Annotated in this window: 24 protein-coding genes; 7 read left to right on the plus strand and 17 right to left on the minus strand. The window is 43.0% G+C overall.

Annotated elements, in window-relative coordinates; translation table 11 throughout:
- Window positions 1-6: 6 nt before the first annotated feature.
- The 7 genes from rpiB to J0L83_12065 form a co-directional block, all read right to left on the minus strand.
- Complete coding sequence (gene rpiB, locus J0L83_12035; GenBank protein MBN8665301.1) at window positions 7-459, minus strand: ribose 5-phosphate isomerase B; 453 nt, start codon at window positions 457-459, stop codon at window positions 7-9.
- Between the two features lie 65 nt (window positions 460-524).
- On the minus strand, window positions 525-1379 hold the full coding sequence (tatC, locus tag J0L83_12040; GenBank protein ID MBN8665302.1) for a twin-arginine translocase subunit TatC: 855 nt from the start codon (window positions 1377-1379) through the stop codon (window positions 525-527).
- Between the two features lie 54 nt (window positions 1380-1433).
- Window positions 1434-2693 (minus strand): HlyC/CorC family transporter, encoded by a 1260-nt coding sequence (locus J0L83_12045; protein ID MBN8665303.1) that lies wholly within the window; start codon window positions 2691-2693, stop codon window positions 1434-1436.
- 121 nt (window positions 2694-2814) lie between these two features.
- Window positions 2815-4068, minus strand: coding sequence for a hypothetical protein (locus J0L83_12050; GenBank protein ID MBN8665304.1), 1254 nt, complete (start codon window positions 4066-4068; stop codon window positions 2815-2817).
- Between the two features lie 13 nt (window positions 4069-4081).
- Window positions 4082-4813 (minus strand): hypothetical protein, encoded by a 732-nt coding sequence (locus tag J0L83_12055; GenBank protein ID MBN8665305.1) that lies wholly within the window; start codon window positions 4811-4813, stop codon window positions 4082-4084.
- Window positions 4806-5357, minus strand: coding sequence for a sigma-70 family RNA polymerase sigma factor (locus J0L83_12060; protein MBN8665306.1), 552 nt, complete (start codon window positions 5355-5357; stop codon window positions 4806-4808). Before J0L83_12060 ends, J0L83_12055 begins: the two co-directional genes overlap by 8 nt.
- Window positions 5358-5484: 127 nt before the next feature.
- A complete protein-coding gene (locus J0L83_12065; protein ID MBN8665307.1) occupies window positions 5485-6789 on the minus strand; it encodes an aminotransferase class V-fold PLP-dependent enzyme in 1305 nt (434 codons plus the stop codon).
- A 76-nt stretch (window positions 6790-6865) separates the two neighbouring features.
- Between J0L83_12065 and J0L83_12070 the strand changes: the two genes are divergently transcribed.
- Window positions 6866-7096, plus strand: a complete 231-nt coding sequence (locus J0L83_12070; protein MBN8665308.1) for a hypothetical protein — start codon at window positions 6866-6868, stop codon at window positions 7094-7096.
- Here the strand turns inward: J0L83_12070 and J0L83_12075 are convergent.
- The 6 genes from J0L83_12075 to meaB all read right to left on the minus strand — a co-directional run bounded on the left by J0L83_12075 (window position 7093) and on the right by meaB (window position 11093).
- The gene (locus J0L83_12075; protein ID MBN8665309.1) at window positions 7093-7740 is read right to left on the minus strand and encodes a response regulator transcription factor; all 648 of its coding nucleotides are present in this window, start codon (window positions 7738-7740) and stop codon (window positions 7093-7095) included. The genes J0L83_12070 and J0L83_12075 overlap by 4 nt on opposite strands.
- Window positions 7741-7742: 2 nt before the next feature.
- Window positions 7743-8486 carry a hypothetical protein gene (locus tag J0L83_12080; GenBank protein ID MBN8665310.1) on the minus strand — a complete coding sequence of 248 codons (744 nt, stop codon included), beginning with the start codon at window positions 8484-8486 and terminating at the stop codon, window positions 7743-7745.
- 10 nt (window positions 8487-8496) lie between these two features.
- The gene (locus J0L83_12085) at window positions 8497-9141 is read right to left on the minus strand and encodes a hypothetical protein (protein ID MBN8665311.1); all 645 of its coding nucleotides are present in this window, start codon (window positions 9139-9141) and stop codon (window positions 8497-8499) included.
- On the minus strand, window positions 9141-9614 hold the full coding sequence (locus J0L83_12090; GenBank protein ID MBN8665312.1) for a hypothetical protein: 474 nt from the start codon (window positions 9612-9614) through the stop codon (window positions 9141-9143). Before J0L83_12090 ends, J0L83_12085 begins: the two co-directional genes overlap by 1 nt.
- A 295-nt stretch (window positions 9615-9909) precedes the next feature.
- Window positions 9910-10179, minus strand: coding sequence for a CDGSH iron-sulfur domain-containing protein (locus J0L83_12095; GenBank protein ID MBN8665313.1), 270 nt, complete (start codon window positions 10177-10179; stop codon window positions 9910-9912).
- A gap of 17 nt (window positions 10180-10196) precedes the next feature.
- Window positions 10197-11093, minus strand: a complete 897-nt coding sequence (meaB, locus tag J0L83_12100) for a methylmalonyl Co-A mutase-associated GTPase MeaB (protein ID MBN8665314.1) — start codon at window positions 11091-11093, stop codon at window positions 10197-10199.
- A gap of 41 nt (window positions 11094-11134) precedes the next feature.
- Here meaB and J0L83_12105 point away from each other — a divergent pair, with 41 nt between their 5' ends.
- Window positions 11135-12331 (plus strand): O-antigen ligase family protein, encoded by a 1197-nt coding sequence (locus J0L83_12105; GenBank protein ID MBN8665315.1) that lies wholly within the window; start codon window positions 11135-11137, stop codon window positions 12329-12331.
- Here J0L83_12105 and J0L83_12110 read toward each other — a convergent pair.
- Window positions 12297-13061: a glycosyltransferase family 2 protein gene (locus J0L83_12110; protein MBN8665316.1), complete on the minus strand. Its 765-nt coding sequence runs from the start codon at window positions 13059-13061 to the stop codon at window positions 12297-12299. The genes J0L83_12105 and J0L83_12110 overlap by 35 nt on opposite strands.
- Before the next feature lie 67 nt (window positions 13062-13128).
- Between J0L83_12110 and J0L83_12115 the strand changes: the two genes are divergently transcribed.
- From J0L83_12115 to J0L83_12135, 5 genes are read left to right on the plus strand one after another with little or no spacing between them, the layout of a single operon-like run.
- The gene (locus J0L83_12115) at window positions 13129-13770 is read left to right on the plus strand and encodes an LON peptidase substrate-binding domain-containing protein (GenBank protein ID MBN8665317.1); all 642 of its coding nucleotides are present in this window, start codon (window positions 13129-13131) and stop codon (window positions 13768-13770) included.
- Between the two features lie 7 nt (window positions 13771-13777).
- The gene (locus J0L83_12120) at window positions 13778-14506 is read left to right on the plus strand and encodes a type III pantothenate kinase (protein MBN8665318.1); all 729 of its coding nucleotides are present in this window, start codon (window positions 13778-13780) and stop codon (window positions 14504-14506) included.
- Window positions 14478-15857 carry a hypothetical protein gene (locus J0L83_12125; GenBank protein ID MBN8665319.1) on the plus strand — a complete coding sequence of 460 codons (1380 nt, stop codon included), beginning with the start codon at window positions 14478-14480 and terminating at the stop codon, window positions 15855-15857. Before J0L83_12120 ends, J0L83_12125 begins: the two co-directional genes overlap by 29 nt.
- Window positions 15850-16425 carry an LPS export ABC transporter periplasmic protein LptC gene (gene lptC / locus J0L83_12130; protein MBN8665320.1) on the plus strand — a complete coding sequence of 192 codons (576 nt, stop codon included), beginning with the start codon at window positions 15850-15852 and terminating at the stop codon, window positions 16423-16425. Before J0L83_12125 ends, lptC begins: the two co-directional genes overlap by 8 nt.
- Window positions 16426-16475: 50 nt before the next feature.
- Window positions 16476-17465, plus strand: coding sequence for an aldo/keto reductase (locus J0L83_12135; GenBank protein MBN8665321.1), 990 nt, complete (start codon window positions 16476-16478; stop codon window positions 17463-17465).
- Window positions 17466-17536: 71 nt separating this feature from the next.
- Here J0L83_12135 and J0L83_12140 read toward each other — a convergent pair whose 3' ends face one another.
- The 3 genes from J0L83_12140 to J0L83_12150 all read right to left on the minus strand — a co-directional run bounded on the left by J0L83_12140 (window position 17537) and on the right by J0L83_12150 (window position 18607).
- Entirely contained in the window at window positions 17537-17650 is a 114-nt protein-coding gene (locus J0L83_12140) for a 30S ribosomal protein THX (protein MBN8665322.1), read from the minus strand.
- Window positions 17651-17735: 85 nt separating this feature from the next.
- Window positions 17736-18005 carry an HU family DNA-binding protein gene (locus tag J0L83_12145; GenBank protein MBN8665323.1) on the minus strand — a complete coding sequence of 90 codons (270 nt, stop codon included), beginning with the start codon at window positions 18003-18005 and terminating at the stop codon, window positions 17736-17738.
- A 296-nt stretch (window positions 18006-18301) separates the two neighbouring features.
- Entirely contained in the window at window positions 18302-18607 is a 306-nt protein-coding gene (locus tag J0L83_12150) for a DUF4286 family protein (GenBank protein ID MBN8665324.1), read from the minus strand.
- Between the last annotated feature and the right edge of the window lie 2 nt (window positions 18608-18609).

Consider the following 18609-nt stretch of genomic DNA (forward strand, 5'->3'; position numbering starts at 1 on the left):
GGGGTTTTATGAACAAGCTATTTTTCCAACACGGTTACTATGCCTGCCTCCTTCAAATGGGGTTTGCATAAAATGTTCAATCATCTGCTGCGCCAGCGGCAAAGCCACAAAGCGTGCAGGAATAGAAATGATATTGGCATCATTGTGCTGTCTTGCTAAAATGGCGATATCATTTTGCCAACACAATGCTGCGCGAATGCCCTGGTGTTTATTGGCAGTGATGTTCACGCCATTGGCGCTGCCACAAAACAAAATGCCAAAAGCAGCTTCACCATTTTCAACCGCACTAGCTGTTGGGTGGGCAAAATCTGGGTAATCAACAGAAGCATCACCATGAGTGCCAAAATCTAATACCTCATGGCCTTTTTTTTTCAGCCATTGCTTAACGGCTTCTTTGTAGGTAACACCCGCATGATCGCAACCAATGGCGATGGGTTTACTTAAGTCAAACGTATTCATGTTGTAAATGTAGGGCTATCCCTTGTATCCACCTGCTGCAAGTGTATTTCTTGGATGAACGGAGATTAACTCCACTCTTCCATTTTCTTCTCTTCCTCTTTGTACACACGTGCCGATACAAGAATGCTGAGTTGGTACAACAGGAATAATGGGATAAACACCAAGAGCTGACTAATCCAGTCGGGGCTTGGTGTGATAATGGCCGCAACTACCAGAATAATGACAATCGCATATCTGCGACTTTCCTTTAAGAACATAGGGGTGATTAACCCGATCTTGGTAAAAGCATATGCCAGTACAGGTAATTCAAATGCTATACCACAGCCCACCAGAATATTGATGAGGTTATCTAGGAAATCGTTCAAGGTTGGCTTGGTCTCCAAGAAATGACGCGTTCCAATATTGAAATTCGCCAAGAAGTTGAAGGTGAATGGGCCTAATACGAAATAGCCAAAGGAAATACCGAGCAAGAAAAAGAAGGTAACCCAGAAGATCACAAAGCGTGTGCCCTTGAGTTCATTATCCTTCAAAGCAGGTTTTACAAAACGCCAGAACTCCCAAAACACATAAGGGAAGGCAATGATGAAACCGCCTACAATAGCCACGGTGATGCTGCTAACAAATTGGCCGCCAAAAGTGGTGGTCTGCATGCTTACACTTACCGGTGGCATGCAGAGTGCATCTCCTAAATGCAGCCAATGGCTTAAATCGCAGAAGAATTTGTAGCTAACGAAATCGGGGTTAACCGGTCCAAAGATGATATTGTCAAAAATCCAGTCGCGGTAAACAAAAATTACCCCACCCATGAAAAAAACAGCCAAAACAGAGCGGATGACGTGCCAACGCAGCTCTTCCAGATGATCCACAAAGGTCATCTCTGCTTTAGGTTCTTCCTGTTTTTTGCGAAAGGGTAATGCCATCCAGTGCTGCTTTTGCGGTGCCAAAGTTAATGGCTTAAGCCTGCTTGCTGCAAATTATCTTAACAGCTTCATTTTCACCATCTCTATGCGTGTGTCGCTTACGCTGAGCACATCAAACTTGTAATGGTCAATAATGATTGAGGCCTTGGCTTCTGGTATGCTGCCATGTTCATTAATGATATAGCCAGATAGGGTCTCTGATTCATGCTCAGGGAAATCAAGCTGGTATTTCTCATTCAGGTAATCTAGTTCCAGTCGGCCGCTAAAGATGTATTCGTCTTCAGCCAATTGCTTGTCTACAAACTCTTCTGTATCATATTCATCCTGAATTTCCCCAAAAATTTCTTCCAATACATCCTCCATGGTCACTATTCCTGCAGTGCCGCCAAACTCGTCTACTACCCAGGCAATGCTCTTACGCTCTTTGGTAAATTTATTCATCAGATCTGTTGCACTCATGCTTTCGGGCACGGCAATCAAGGGTTTGATGATGGACTTAACATCAGTAGGTTTTTTGAAAAAATCCAATTGGTGAATATAGCCCTGTAAATCATCGATACTGTCTTTGTATACAATGAGTTTGCTGAGTTTGGTTTGAATAAATTTCTGTCGGATGGTTTCCAGTGGCGTATCCAGCTCTACTGCTTCAATTTCAGTTCTGGGCACCAGACACTGACGAATTTTTACCATCGGCAGGCTGAGCGCATTTTCAAACAGCTCTGTATTCAATTCTGTGTTTTCCTCGTCTTGATTACGGGTTTGCTGAAAGAAATGCTCCAGATCTACTTTGCTGAAAGCTTCACTTTTATCATCCAATCGTACGTTGAAGAGATATTTCAATACCCATTGTGAAATGTTTACAAAGAATCTTGCCAGTGGCTGGAACAGCGTATGAAACAAATTAGCCAATGGTGCAAAGAAGTGAAGCAGGGTATCATTCTTTCCCCTGAAAATAGCTTTTGGTATAAACTCGCCCAGCACCAAAACAATCAATGTTGAAAATAAAGTAGCAACAAACAGTTTCAGGTATTCATTTTGAATTTGGAATGGATTCCACAAAGTTTTCTTGAGCAATTCATCTACCAGTAAGCCGTAAATAACTAGAAAGAAATTGAGGCCAATTAAGCAAGTGCCGATAAAACGTGCAGGATGTTCCAAAAATCCGGCAATGATGATGCCGCTGCGTTTGCCTTGCTTTTTGCGCAACTCAATGTTCAGTCTGTTACCGCTCACAAAAGCAATTTCATAGCCCGCAAAAAAGGCAATGAACAATAATGTCACGAAAATCCAGCCAATGGTATACAACTCACTCATAGTACTAACTTACGAAATCTGTGCAAAGCTACAGAAATAAAGAGGTCCCGCTAAAGAGCGGGACCGTGCAGTCATTGCACAAACAACAACTGTGTGAGATATATGCACATGAGAAATATGCTTATTTCAGGTCAACCGTACAGTTCTGGCACTTCAGTACCAGTTTGGCGCCACCGTCACCTACTTTAGCTGTAAAGCTGCTTGGGTTGCTACTTTCTGCGGCAAGTTGATTGAGTTGAGCAATTGTAGTATTTTCAGTCTCTTTCATTGTATCCACTTTATACTTCTTCTCAAAATTGCCGTACACCGTGCTATATGGTCCGGTAAAGTCTATGGCATAATTTTTAACATTACGCATAGGGATGCGGATATCAGCATATTTGTTATCGACGGTAATATTGTCAACAGAAGCGCTCACGTTGCGCACTTTGATATCAGCATTGGTGCCATCCATTTCCAATGAAGTGTTCAGCTTCGTAATACGCAGGTTGCCATAATTTTTTCTGCCACTTAAACTACCAACTTCTTCTAATTCATATTCATCGTTGGTGCTGCGCATGGTAATTTTCTTGCTGCTTCCTACTTCAATAGTTGCGTACTTACTGTCAATATCTAATTCATCAGCGCCAGCCATAGTAAGTCTACCATTGGTAAACTCTACTTCAGCATACTTGCTGTTACCAAAGTTGGCATTGCCGTAGCGTGCACGCAATTTCAGTTCATTCACATTGCCACCTTCCACATTACCATTGGTGATGTCCAGATTAAGACTTGCCATATCGCCCAATTCAATATCTGCATAGCGGGTTTCAATATCCATTTTGCTGTTGGCAGGTATATACACTGTTACAATACGACGGGTATTGCTCTTGGTACCGATATTTTGGCCTTGTCCGTTAAATACGGCCACACCTTCTCCACCCCAGTTCCAGCCATAAGTATTGCCCAATACCGTATAGCTGCCACCGCTTACGTTACCAGATTTTATTTTTACGGAATTACCCAAAGTGCGTAGTGAGAGATTGAGTTTTTCGAACCATTCTTCATCGCTCAGTTTGCCTTCGCCTTCAAAGAAAACAGTGGTGACAACTTTTACTTTTTGTTCTGCCCAAGTCTTCACTACAATGGGACGATTGTTATTCTCCAGAAAAATCTCTCCACCCTTGGGTGCAATTACTTCCTGGCTCACTTCCTTGCTCTTCAGGTCCTTAATGTCTTCCCTATACAGTTGTTCACCATTTACCGTTACGGCACCACGTGCATTTTGAGGAACTCCGGCAGCTCTTGGCGCAGTAGCGCGATATTGTTGTGCAGTAGCAGCAGTGCTGAATAGTAAACCTGTGCAGGCAATAAGGGTTTTGATTGATGTATACATGATCATGCTGATTTTAAATATTGATGAAATAGGTTTTGGTGGTGTCTATCGGACCACGATTTTGTTTGTAACGGTTATTGAGTTTGTTCATTTCTAATTGCAATTGTTTCAGTACATCCAGTTTTTGCTGATATACATTAATGAGTTGCTCAATCATTTCAGGTTGTAATCCCTGCTTGCGGATATCTGTTCTGATTTGCTTCTCATCTTTGTCCATCTGGCTCAGCTGTTTGGTGAAATCATCGAAATACGCAGGACTTTCAGCAAACAATGGGGTAGTGCTGATGCGGCTGCGCTGTAGGTTGATGACTTGTACAAAACTGCCCGATAATTGATCCAAGACCTGCATAGGATCTACAGCTGGTGTACTATTGACTGCCTTATTTCTGTAGGCAGGCTTTTTATTTGCAGCATATAGCGGCTCAGTAGTTACATGATTGATAGCAGGCTTTTGCTCGGAAGCTTTGCTGTCTGTTGTATCATTTTTTACTGCTGGCGGAATAGCTTTTGGTGAATTGATGGCTGTTTGTTCAGGAATTGTATCATGATGAGTCATGCTCCAGATGCCCACACCAGCAAGAGCTACCACACAGGCAGCAGCTGCCCATTTGATTAGGGTTGTCATCGTCAGCACTTTGCCAGCTGGTTTTACTTCGGCCTGTATGGCTTTCCATACTTTAGGCCTGGGTGTATCCGCATCTAATGCTTCGCGATTGTCTTGCAGGTATTTTTTTAACTCATCCATGTGTGTGCATTTCCTGAGTGATACGTTCTCTCAACAGTTGTTTAGCGCGATGGTATTGGCTTTTGCTAGTGCTTTCGCTGATACCGAGGTTTTCTGCAATTTGTTTGTGGCTGAAATCTTCCAGTACAAACAAGGTGAATACTTGTCGGCAACCATCAGGCAGATTTTTGATGGCTTTGTGTACCAGTTGCAGGTCAACCGTTTTCCACCAAGCCACTTGATTGTCCTCTGCTACATCATGCCATTGCTCATCCCATTCACTCCAGTAAAAACTTTTTTTACTGTGTTGTATGCAGGCATTCACTACAATCCTTTTCAACCATCCGCCAAACTGCGGTTCTTCCTTCAGCTGGTGCAGATTCTTGAAAGCCTGAATGAAAGCTTCCTGTAACAAATCCTCTGCATCGCTTCTGTTGCCCGTCATCCGTATGCAGGTGTTAAACATGGCTGTACTGAACTGCTCATAGAGCCATGCCTGCGCAGCACCATCGCCGTGGCGGGCTTTTCTCACTACAGCCGTCAGTATGTGGTTTGCCTGTTCCAAAAGCTGATTCCGGTATTAAGAGTGTTGCAGCAGCAAAAGGTTGGAAGATTGGCGCAAAAAAATGTCCATCCTGGCCGGATGGCATCGGCTTGCCCAGCTTAAAACGCTGAAAAACAGCAATACTTGCCTAAACTTTGCTCTTTTTTGTAGTAGCGATCTCCGTAATGGCTTTTACCAGTCGGTCCAGATCAATGGTTCTGGTATAAACATGAGGGGTAATGCGTACGCAGCTGATATTCTCCCATACGATGCCTACTGTGTGAATCTTGTATTTGCTGAACAGGGCACTATCCAGTTCGCCGGGAGTCATGCCATCAATGCTAACGCCACAGATAGAACAGGCATAATCAGGTTTAAAGGAGGTATGAATCTTAACGCCTGGTACATCTTTCACTTTGGTTGCCCAATAATCTTTGAGGTAGCGAATACGGGCTTCTTTCCTTTTGCTGCCAATGGCTTCGTGGAAATTGATGGCTTCGCCGATACCCTGTTCAATCGGAAAACTGCGTGTGCCCAATGTCTCAAACTTTCGGATATCAGTACTGCGCGGCTTGTCATTACATACTAATGGCCAGATATTGGCAATCTTGTCTTTACGAATCCAGAGCATGCCACTACCGATGGGTGCACTCAGGAATTTATGTAAGCTGGTTCCAAAGTAGTCGCAACCCAGTTCCGGTATCTTGAAATCCAATAGTCCAAAGGAATGCGCTCCATCCACAATGGTGGTAATGCCTTTGCTGCGGGCCATATCGCAGATCTTGCGTACCGGTAGAATTTGTCCTACCCAGTTGATAACATGTGTGATGTGCAGCACTTTGGTTTTGGGTGTGATGGCTTTGGCAAAAGCATCTACAATGGCTGCATCCTCTTCTATCGGGAAATTGAAACTGATTTGTGTGTACTTGATGCCTTCCCGCATTTCGCGCTGGCGCCATGCCTGGATCATGTTGGGATAATCTTGCTTGGTGCCGATGACTTCATCGCCTGCTTTCAGGTCTAAGCCAAAAATGACCGTATTGAGTGCTTCGGTAGCATTTCTGTTCACAGCAATTTCTTCTGGGTCAGCACCAGCCAAATTGGCGAGCTTCATGCGCAAGGGTTCACGTCCCTGATCCAGAATACGCCACATATAGTAGGAAGGCGCTTGATTAGACAGTTGATTAAATCGTTCCACAGCATCCTGCACCACTTTAGGTGAGGGAGAAACACCGCCATTATTCAGGTTAATGATACTTGGGTTAACGGTATATGCCTGGCTAATCACCGACCAAAAATCCTCATCGGCAGCAGCTTGTTCTGGGCTGAAACCAGAAATGGCCTGTTGTGCACGTTCAATATCTGCTGCATAAGCCTGCTGAAACAGGTTGTTGGCAGTAAAAGCACTGGTCATCAGACCCAATTGCTTCAGGAAAACTCTTCTCTGACTCACATGTGGTATTTAAGAGCTATTAAGGTAAAACTTTTCAGGCCGGATTCGGTTATATATTTGCGTAGAAATTTTGTGTATGAAGCAACTGTGGATGGTGATAATCGTTTTGTGTCTTATTGCTCCTCTTTCGAGTGAAGCGCAGTGTTCCATCTGTACAAAGACAGCGTCTCAGCTGGGTGAGGGTCCTGCTAAGGGCATGAATTCAGGGATTGTTTACCTGATGATTGCGCCACTAGCGTTGATTGGCGTGGTAGGCTGGCGCTGGTGGAAGCGCGAAAAGGAACTGGCTGATGCCGGAGAAATTTAAAGCGAGTAGATTTTTCTTCTTACGGCTTCTAAAGCCATACCTGTGCGGGTATTAACACCCAGCTTCTCAAATACTTTTTCCCGGTACATATCTACCGAACGTTCAGACACGCTCATTTTTACAGCAATCTCCCGATATGTATTATCGCTGCAAGCCATTCGAATAAACTGTAACTCTTTTTCAGAGAAAAGATCATTCGTGTTTTGAGTAATCAGCTTATGCATGTTCAGCTGCATGGTATCCGTGTTGTAATAGCCTTTTTCGTGTACTTCGTGTAAGGCTTTTTGCAATTCAGCTGGACTGATATCTTTCATTAAATAAGAACAACAGCCATTGCGAATCATACCAATCAGACTCATATCATCTGTATTCATGCTCAATGCCACAAGTTTTAACAAGGGATAGTCTTTGAGCAATGCTGCAGCTGTTTCCATCCCATTCATGATGGGCATATTCACATCCAGTAAAATGATATCAGGAAGATCTTTGGTTCGACTGAGTTGTTGTAGTAAGTCTTTGCCGTTAGCTGCTTCCAATACCACTTCAAAGCCACCAATAGCACTAAGTAAAGAGGAGACAGATTTAACAAAAAGCTGGTGATCGTCTGCAATACCGATACGGATAGTAGATTTCTTTGGTTTCATGGTCAACGCAGGGGGATGTCTAACTCCACAATCGTACCCGAAGGTACATTGTTCTGCCATTGAATATTGCCTTTTAACAAAGCAATTCTTTCACGCATGTGTAATAAACCACTTCCTGTTCCGGATTTTACGGAATCTGTCATTCCTTTACCATTGTCTGCAATACGGATGACCAAAGAGCCAGTTTTTTCCATGCATTCGAGCGTCATCACGGTAGCTGCTGCATGCTTCATAGCATTCTGCATGGCTTCTTGTGCTACACGGAAAATGATAAGTTGCTGGTCATTGTGTAAACTGATTGTTTCAAGTGCATCAAGATCTGCTTGTACTGCTACCACATGCTGAAGTCTGGAAATTTCCTGTTGCAAGTTTTCCCTAAGACTGAATTGTTCCAGCCATTTTGCATTCATCATTTTGCTGAGGCTGCGCACTTCCTGAATGGCTTTGCCTAAGGTAGCTTGCGCTTCATCTAGGGATTGGGCTGTTTCAGGCGACTGCAGCATTGCAGCATTGATCATCATTTTGCTACTGCTGAGTAATTGGCCAACATTGTCGTGCAATTCCATCGCAATAGCCTGATAGGTTTGTTCTTGTACTTCGTGACGGATAGTAGCTAACTGTGCTTGATAAGCTTGTTCTAATAATGTTTGTTTCTTTCTGCTGGTTGATATAATCAGCAACAGTACAAATCCCAGAAAAATAATCAGGAACCCAATTGCGCCTACGATTTGTGGTAAGAAACCCATAATTGCAACTTTACGATTTTCTGGAATTCAGAAAAACGGTAATTATAGCTGCGTAGTAGATAAGATTGGCCGAGAGCTGTAATAACTGAAAAATTAGCATGGCTGAAGGCAATTCCCAATAGCCGGGTATACTTACGGTAGTGAAATTGATGAACAATAAAGCATGGTAAACAAACAAGCCGGTACAAAAAATGAAAACAGTGTCTTTTCTCAGAGAAAGTTTGTGCTCAAGAATCACTTTCCTGAAATAATACAGGCAAATCAGCATATTGCTGATATTGTATAGACGAAAGCTTTGCGCATGCATTTGCAGCCATCCTGCGTAAAGTTGTGCTTCAAGAAAATTAGCGATTAGGTTGATCGCAATTGAAAAAAGGATAAAGCGCCGGATTTTGTGAAAGGCTTCAATTTGATAAAATATCCATTGCAAAACAAGCATGTCTATAATGGCATATGTATTATAAAGCAGGTTATTGTTTAGCCTTAAAGAAGGGATGCGATGATCCGTTAAAATGCTTTCATTCAATACAGTTAAGAAAAGCAATAGAATCAACCAGCGAAAAGCAGCAGGCTTTGTTCTTCTCCAATAGAATGCTCCCACAGCCAATGCGCTGATCTGAAGAAAATGAAGTGCTTGAGAATAATCCGGTAACATTAGTTGCAAATAAAAGGTGGACAGGGCTTCCCGAAGTTTTCAATGTTAACTGCTTCTCCGTTGTTATTACGAATTATAGTTTTACCCATTGATTTTCCTTCTATAGGTTGTTTGGCACCCCAAAGAATGATGGTGTATTGGTTATTATAAATATGTTTCGGGTCTTTATTGGGTGAATCATATTTCGCAAAATACGCCCACATGCCGTCTATTTGTCCGGTTTTCACCAAGTCTGCCATATTATTAATGGTTGCCGCATCAAAGTAAATGGCTTTGGTAGCATCTTTATCAACTTCATTCATGGCTTTATAGGCTGCGGATTGTTGAAAATTTTGAATATAACGATCTGCTGCTTCAGGGCTGATTGGACTTACTTTTTCGCTAGTGTGTTGAGGGCGTTCAATAAAACTGGTTAAGCCGTAGTGAATACTAAAGAATGCCAAAAGCATGAGTATTGGGGAGAGTCTGCGCATAAGTGGGGTTTTTGGCAATCTCCGTTCTTTTACTGGCTTTGCCTATGGGAAATTTCCCGTAAAAAAATGGGAAATTTCCCATTGTTTGATATTCCCACCTTGTACATATTTGTTGTACAAATCCTGATTGCAAAATCACTCACGATAACGACCCTGGGAGTTTTCTCAGCGAGGGATTCACAGGCGAAAGCCGGCGCGGTCAAACGGGGGTAGGGCCGCGCTTTTGAATCCTGATTTAAAAAAATTATGGGGGCTTCAAAAAAACAAACCGGTTCCATTTGGAGCCGGTTTCGTTTTAAAGTGTTTTATGTGATCCATCGCAAAACGGCGGATTCTTAGTATGCTTACATTGGCAGAGCCATACTTCACCATCTTCTTCTGCTGTAAACTTTAAACTCTTGAAAGGCATAATGGTTTCACCATTTTCTTCGCGGGCCAAGGTTTTGTGTTTGCCATCACATAAAGGCTGTTTCTCACTGAGGCCGCAGGTACACCAGGCATAAGTTTTGCCTTTCTCTACTTTTACAGCTGCGGGAAATTTTTGTGCAATTGTTGGTTCGGTCATAACATAAAAACATTGGTTTATTGAAATTGTTCTATCAGTGCATACAAGTTGAACTGATCATTGTATTGGGCAGCAATACTTTTCTTTAATACAGCTTTGTCAATATCCTTCATTCGATCCTGCTGAATAATGTGGTAGGCGCGCTCTGCTAATAACCAGAATTTACGTTCGTTTTGTTTGGCTAGGTGCTGATGTGCCAATAATGCAGCATACAATTCATTCGTTCCTTCCTTCCTAGATGCCACTGTTTTTACAATCGCAATCTCATGCTTTGCTGTCTGAAAAGCTGGGGCCATCATCAAGCGAAGATTGCGGACAAACATATCCGCATCGGGCCTGTCGGCCTTGTTCACCACAAAGATGTCGGCTATCTCCATCAGGCCAGCCTTCATGGTCTGCACTTCATCGCCTGCTTCAGGTACCACTACCACCACTGTTGTATCCGCAAGGCCGGCAATTTCAATCTCACTTTGCCCTACACCAACCGTTTCTACGATGATGTGATCAAAACCAGCTGCTTTCATCACATCAGTGATCTCAATAATCTTGGGATGTAATCCACCCAAACTGCCTCTGGTAGCTAAGGAACGTATAAATACATCCGGATGGGTATACCATTCATTCATGCGAATACGATCGCCGAGCAAAGCGCCGAGATTAAATGGAGAAGAGGGGTCTACACAGAGTACACCCACTTTTTTCGATTGCGCTGTGAGTTCTGCAATCAACGCATCCACTAAAGTGCTCTTGCCAGCACCCGGCGGACCAGTAATGCCGATTACATTGGTATGGGCATTGGGTAATTGCTTCAGAAAATCATAATAACCTTCATGCGCATTTTCTACCAGAGAAATGGCGCGTGCCAGTGCTTTTCTGTTGCCTGCCTGCAGTTCAATCAATAGTTCCTGCCACATACTTTGCTAAAGTAGTGCTGAAGTACGAATTTCGGGACCACATGGCCCAGCTGTTGAAAAATAAATCCGCTGATTACTGGCTGCTTAGCTGCACAATACTGCTCTGTGCAGGTTTGTTATACAGCAGGGCACTTTTATCTGTTGGTAGTATCTTGATTGTGCTTCCATTGGTTTTTCAATTGCGAGCGTATAAATATTGGCTAATTGGTGGGTTACTGCTAATCCTGCCAGTGGTGATTTCATTGATTTGGACAACACATACAGACCTGCTCTGGCGCAGCGTGGAAGTGAAACTACCTATATTGAGTATTGGATTGGCTTTTGCAGCTGTATCACTGAATAAGCAGCAGCTACTCCAGTTGATTTGGGTCATGCATGGCTTTCTGCTGAGTGCGATTGTGTACACCTTGATTCAGTATGCGGCTGATCCTGCTGCTATCAATGCCAGTTATCAGTTTGCCAAAGTGATGCCCGTACCAATGGATAGCGATCACATTCGCCTGAGCTGGTGGATGGTGTTGTGTATGTTGGCTTTGCTCTACAGTGTACATCAATTGGCCTCTATGCAACAGCGTTATCTGGCTTATGCAGTTGTTGCGATTGAAACTATCTTCTTACATTTTCTGGCTGCAAAGACCGGCTTGTTAGCCTTGTATCTTGCTGCGGGTGTTTGGATTGTACAAGCACTCTTGCAAAAAACGTATCGCAAACAAGCGGTTCAGTTATTGGTGTTCTTAATATTCATCGCAGTTGCAGCTTATGCATTTTTGCCTACACTGCAGATGCGTGTACAATATGTATTGTACGATTTGAGTCATTACACCAATGGTATTTTTCAGCAAGGTTCCTCAGATGGTGCCAGGGTATTATCTTGGAAAGCAGGCTGGGCTATTGGCAGCGAAAATCCTTTGCTGGGTGTGGGTTTTGGTGATATTCGATTTGCTATCGATGCCTGGCATCAGCAATACTTTCCACATACATTGCAGGCAGAACGTTTCCTGCCCACCAATCAATGGTTGATCTATTTTGCCGGCGCGGGTTTATTGGGTGTATTGAGTTGTACACTTGGTCTGGTATTCCTGTTGCGTCAGCTATCGCTTCGGTATTTACCAGCGATACTCGTGTTAATATTACCTCTGATCACAGATGATAGTTTGGAAGGGCAGTTTGGTGTGGTGATTTTCGCACTTAGCGCATCAGTCTTCATACAGCTTTCTGCTGCAGATCGTAAAGCTTGATGTATTTGAGAAATGTATGGTAAGCGACAGCTCGCGCGATAAAGAATCCATTCATACCATCTAAAAAACCCAGCTTGAAAAAATAGCCTGATACAAATGCAACGAGCGGGCTGAATAAAATCTTGAACCAATTAGAACGCTTACCTCTTTCAAACATGGCTTTCGCCTGAATCGTAGTAAATCGATTATTCTGCGCCACAACTTCATCCATGCTGTTATAACTGTAATGCAGAATATCGCCTTTTAGTTTACTTGTGCGAATACCTTGATTTAGAACAATACTGTCATGCGGATTGATGCTACCCCATTTACCTGCATCTTTTCGTATCAGCCTGATTTTGGTATCGGGATACCAAGTGCCATGTTTGATCCATGTACCGTTAAAATGTGTACAACGATTCATAGCATAGGCCGCAGATGGAAAGCCCTGTTGCTTTTCTGCAACAATGGATTGCAATAACGCATCACTCAATGCCTCGTCTGCATCCAGCATCAGTACATGTGTATGTGTTGCCAGACTGAGTGCCAGATTTTTTTGTTCAATATACCCCAGAAATGCCTGATCAATGATGCGCACATTAGGAAAGCCAGCTGCAATAGTCTTGGTCGCATCCGTTGATAGCGAATCAACCACTACAATTTCATCTGCAATAGACTGCACCGACTGCAAACTACGTGCAATATTTTTTTCTTCGTTGAAGGTGATGATCACAATCGAGAGTGCAGACATGAACAAGATTTCGAATCGAAGATAACAAGGCTCTTGCACAAATGCAGTCAAAGACTACATTTGTTGCATGATGAATTTTGTTCCCATTTTTCCTTTGGGCATCGTGGTTTACCCCGGTGAAACATTGAACCTGCACATCTTTGAACCCCGCTATAAACAACTCATTCAGGAATCTTATGCTGAAGCCAAGCCCTTTGGTATGCCAGTTGTTTTAGCGAATGGTATTGCTGAGTTGGGTACATTGGTAGAAGTGTCTGAGATTGTAGAAGTGTACGAAGATGGTAAGATGGATATTCGCTGCAAAGGGCTGCGCATCTTTAGGGCATTGGAATACATCAAGCAGATTCCGGATAAATTATACAGCGGTGCCATTGTAGATTATATGCCCTATCAAACAGCACAGTTTGCGGCTATGATGCAGCAGGTATTGAATCAGGTACGTGAATTGCATCGTCTCTTGCAAGTACAGAAAGATTTCAAGAAGCCGGATGCGGACTTAATCAGTTATGATGTTGCCCATCATACCGGCCTTACTTTAGAAGAAGAGTATGAGTTGCTAGGCTTGATGCGGGAAGAGCAGCGACTGGAATACCTGAAGCGACATTTGCAAAAAACCATTCAGGTGGTAGCTGGTACCGAAAGCCTGAAAGAGAAAATTCAGCTAAACGGGCATTTTCGTGAGCTGAAAGGTTTCAACTTTGACCTATAATTGTGCTATGGAAGTAACCCTTTGTTTTGATTTTGGCAATTCCAGAAAGAAATGTGCGGTTTTCGCAGGGCGCGAAGTGCATGAAGTGGTGGTATTGGCAGATGATCATACAGATACGATTCAGGATCTAATCACCCGCTTTCAGCCGCAAAAATCGATTCTCTCTTCCGTGATTGCCCATAATCCGGAAATAGAAATATTGTTGGCCAAAACAACAAGATTTCACCTGCTGAGCGCTTCCAGTAAACTACCCATTACCACACCAGTGGGAAAGCCTGAAACCATTGGGGCAGACCGTTTAGCCATCTGTTCTGCAGCTGTAGATCAATTTCCGGGCACACATACCCTGGCCATTGGTTTGGGCACTTGTATTACCTACAATTACACCAATAATCGCCACGAATTCCTCGGTGGTAGCATTTCTCCCGGTATGCAAATGCGTTTCCGGGCCATGCACGAACAAACAGCTCTGCTGCCATTGGTGGAAGCTGCCAGCGATTTTCCGCTGATTGGTTACGATACCCGAACCAACCTCCTGAGTGGGGTAATCCTGGGTGTGGCCAAGGAAATCGATGGTATTATTGATGCTTACGCATTGAAATACAGCAACTTTAACGTGCTGTTAACCGGGGGGGATATGCCTTTTTTTGTGCCTCACCTGAAAAACAAGATATTTGCCGACCCTTATTTAATCTTCAAGGGTTTGTATGCGATCAGTGAGCAAAACAACCATTAGAACAACTGCACTTTTCCTGTCATTGTTGGCTGTTGCCTCCCTGACTGCCCAGGAGAACTCTCCTTACTCTCGTTACGGTATTGGCGACTATTTCTACGGCCAGCATTTTATCCATAAAGCCATGGGTGGCATGTCGGCTGCTTATGCAGATGGGTTAACCAATAACAATGGCCAGACCATCAACTTTAATAACCCTGCTTCATACAGTAATTTCTTTGTTACCTCCTATGACTTGGGTTTGTCAATTGATAGCAGAACATTGCGTAGCCAGGGTGGTGCAAGCTCATTTAATTCAGTCAACTTCACTCCAGCATATGTTGCTTTGGGTGTTCCATTGAGCAAGAAGAAGAAAATCGGCTTTGCTTTTGGTATGCGTCAATTAAGCCGTATTAATTACGATATACAGAATGGAGAAAAAGTAGGTGGCATCGATAGCCTGATCACCACATACAAAGGCAGTGGCGGTTTAAACCAGGCGTTTATTGGTATTGGCAAGCGCTGGGGCAAGTTTAGTTTGGGTGTAAATACCGGATACAATTTCGGTCGTAAAGAAACCAATACGCGTAAAGATTTTGTGAACGATACTGCTTTCTACTATTCATCCAACTCTCAGTCACTTATCTCATTCTCTGCTCCATTTGTAAATGCTGGTACACAGTACGAAACGAATATCAGCAGTAAGGATGATACCAAAGCTGGTCTCACACAAACTGTTGCTTTAAGGTTTGGTGCAACAGTCTCACTGGGTCAATCGCTTTCCGGCACACAGGATATCAGAAAGGAAACCATATTGTACGATAATAACGGCGGCTTCAGCAGATTGGATAGTGTTTTAGGTGTTACCGGCGTTAGAGGTAAGATTGCTTTACCAGTGAGTTATGCTGCAGGCTTTATGTTGATAGGCAGATCATCCAACTCACGTGGCCTTTTTGAAAGATGGAGCTTCGGTGCAGAGTATAGCAGCACACAGTGGAGCAGTTACCGTTCAGATTTCGAACCCAATGACCGTCCCTTTAATAGTTGGATGGCAAGAATGGGCGGACAGTTTTGTCCTGATCCCGTTACAGGTCGTTCTTACTGGAGTTCAGTAAACTATCGTTTAGGGTTTAATTTCGGTAAGGATTATATCAATGCCAACGGAAACCAGTTGAATCTTTGGTCTGTAAGCATGGGTGCAGGTATGCCGATCAGAAAATGGCGTTCTTATGATTATCAGTTCACTATTTTGAATACTACTTTGGAATATGGCAGACGTGGTGGCAACAACAGTGTTGTAACAGAGAATTTTTTCCGTTTTGCTTTAGGTGTTAGCTTAAGCGATATTTGGTTTATCAAGCGTAAGTATGATTAATGCATGCTTCCATAGCAAAAGATTTCTGGCAGCTCTGATTATGGGCTGCTTTTTTCTTTACAGTTGTGAGAATGATATCAATGAGGTTCGGGGATTGAGTACAGCCAGGCTTGGTGTAGAAGAAGGGAAGCAAATAGAGAGTTTTATGAGCCAAGGTGGCCGAATCAAAGCCCGGCTTACAGCACCATTGATGTTGCGATATCAGCTGGATTCCACCATGGTGGAGTTTCCTAAAACTTTGCATGTCGATTTTTACGATAGCTTAAAACAAGTAGAGAGTCAGTTGAACGCCCGCTATGGCCGCTATGTAGAAAATCAAAGCAAAGTCTTCTTGCGCGATAGCGTAGTGGTATTTAACCGTATGGGTGATACGCTATGGTGTAAAGAGTTATGGTGGGATCAAAATCGGCAATTGTTTTATACAGACAAGCCTGTCAAGATTAAATATGCCAACCCTTGGCAATTAAAATATGGTACCAATGGTATGCAGGCTGATCAGTCTTTCAGCAACATTACCATCTTCCAATCCAGCGGTACCATGATTCTGCCTGACAGCACTTACTATTAGTGAACAAGCGGGCTTTTTGTTGGTAATATTGCAGTACTAAATCACACAACATGGAATATAGAAGAATGGGCAGAACGGGCCTGCAATTGAGCGTACTCAGCTATGGTAGCTGGGTTACTTTTCACAAGCAGATTGATGACAGCATAGCCGATGAATTAATGGGTGTGGCTTATGACAGCGGTATTAATTTCTTCGACAATGCAGAAGTATACGCATTGGGTGAAAGTGAGAAAATGATGGGGCGTGTGTTGAAGAAGAAAGGATGGGACCGTACATCCTATACAGTTTCTTCCAAAGCCTTCTTTGGTTGGCGAGGTAAGAACAATAAGCCCAACCAGACCGGCTTAAGCCGTAAACATCTCACAGAAGCCTGTCATGAAGCTTTGCAGCGTTTGCAAACAGATTACCTGGATTTGTATTTCTGTCACAGACCTGATAAAAACACGCCGATTGAAGAAGTGGTGTTAACTATGAATACCTTGATTCAGCAGGGTAAGATTTTGTATTGGGGTACGAGTGAGTGGAGTGGTGTGGAAATCATGGAAGCACATCGCGTAGCGGCTGATTATAGATTAATTGGCCCGTCTGTAGAACAACCCGAATACAACTTGTTTAACAGGCATAAACTGGAGAATGATTACCTGCAGGTGTTTAAGAATGTGGGTTTAGGCACTACTATTTGGAGCCCGCTGGCCAGTGGCTTACTTACCGGTAAATACAATAACGGCATTCCTGAAGATGCACGCTTATCGATTCCTGGTTTTGAATGGCTGAAGGATAGAACATTTGTAGAGGAGAAGCTGAATAAGGTTCGCGCATACCAACAGTTGGCAGATGAACTGGGTTGCAGTATGGCTGCCCTTAGCATTGCTTGGTGTGTGAAGAATCCCAATGTAACAACAGCAATTTTGGGTGCTACCAAACGTCACCAGTTGGAAGAGAACCTGAAGGCATTAAATGTATTGCCTTTGCTGACTGAAGAGATTATGACCAAGATTGATAGCATTTTCGGTACAAAGCCGGTTTTGCCTGAGTATTAATCTGCTGGTACATAAAGCAAAAAAGTCCCGTACAAATTGTACGGGACTTTCTATTGCTAGAAAGATCTTGATTAAGCAGCTTTTTCTGCTTTCTTGGTTGCTTTTTTGGTTTTAGCAGGTCTGCTTTTACCGAAAGAACCTTTGAATCTTTTTCCTTTTGCAGTCTTTTTATCGCCTCTGCCCATGGTTGTAGATTTATTTGTGAAGGGCAAAAATAAAAAAATCCCGCTCAACATCAGCTGAGACGGGACTTTTTAATTCTTTAAAGCCTTAGAGCTTGGCGCTTAATTCTTTACCAGCCTTGAAGCGAGCAACCTTCTTAGCCTTGATCTTGATAGTTTCACCAGTCTGAGGATTGCGGCCTGTACGGGCAGCACGCTTAGAAACTGAGAAAGTACCGAAACCAACCAGGGTTACTTTGTCACCTTTCTTCAGGGTCTTGGTTACTGCATCAACAAAAGAATCCAGAGCGGCGTTAGCCTGTGTCTTGGTGATGCCTGCATCGTCAGCGATCTGGGCGATCAATTCAGCTTTGTTCATAGATGATTTTTTAATTGTTTGAATTAACGTCAACAAATTTATTCGCTTTCGCTTACCAGCAAAATATTTTTTGTCATTTTTCTGTTTGGCATGATTGGCTGAAAACCTTGTACAGAAAGGGTTTTACACGAAATCGTCATTTTGTGAAAAAATCAAATTTTGAATGCAAATCGCTGAAATCCTTTGCTGTAAAGGGTTTCAGGGCATATTCGCTGAAATGCAGGCAGGATAAGCGTTTGAAAGGAATATAGGGAAGTTTTTGATAGCACTGTGTGAAGATTCAAAACTATCCACAATCAATTCACAACTTGCATTAAAGAGCGGAATCCTACAAAATTATCACCCCATGTATCAGTGCCGTCTTTGCGCAAAACTTGCGCATGTTGCGCTATGTAGCGATTATAATCTGCTTTTGATGCTGCATAATACTGCGTAGCATAAGTGGGCCCTTCAGTTTCATCTGTATCTAAAAGACGTACAAATTGAAACTTTTCGAAACATCCTGTGGCCATTACATCGGGAATATGTTTTTCCTGCATCCATTTTACCCATCCATCATGGATGCTCCATTTGACCATTATTGTAACATTATAGATAAACATGA

The organism is Chitinophagales bacterium (assembly GCA_017303835.1).
GTDB lineage: Bacteria > Bacteroidota > Bacteroidia > Chitinophagales > Chitinophagaceae > JAFLBI01.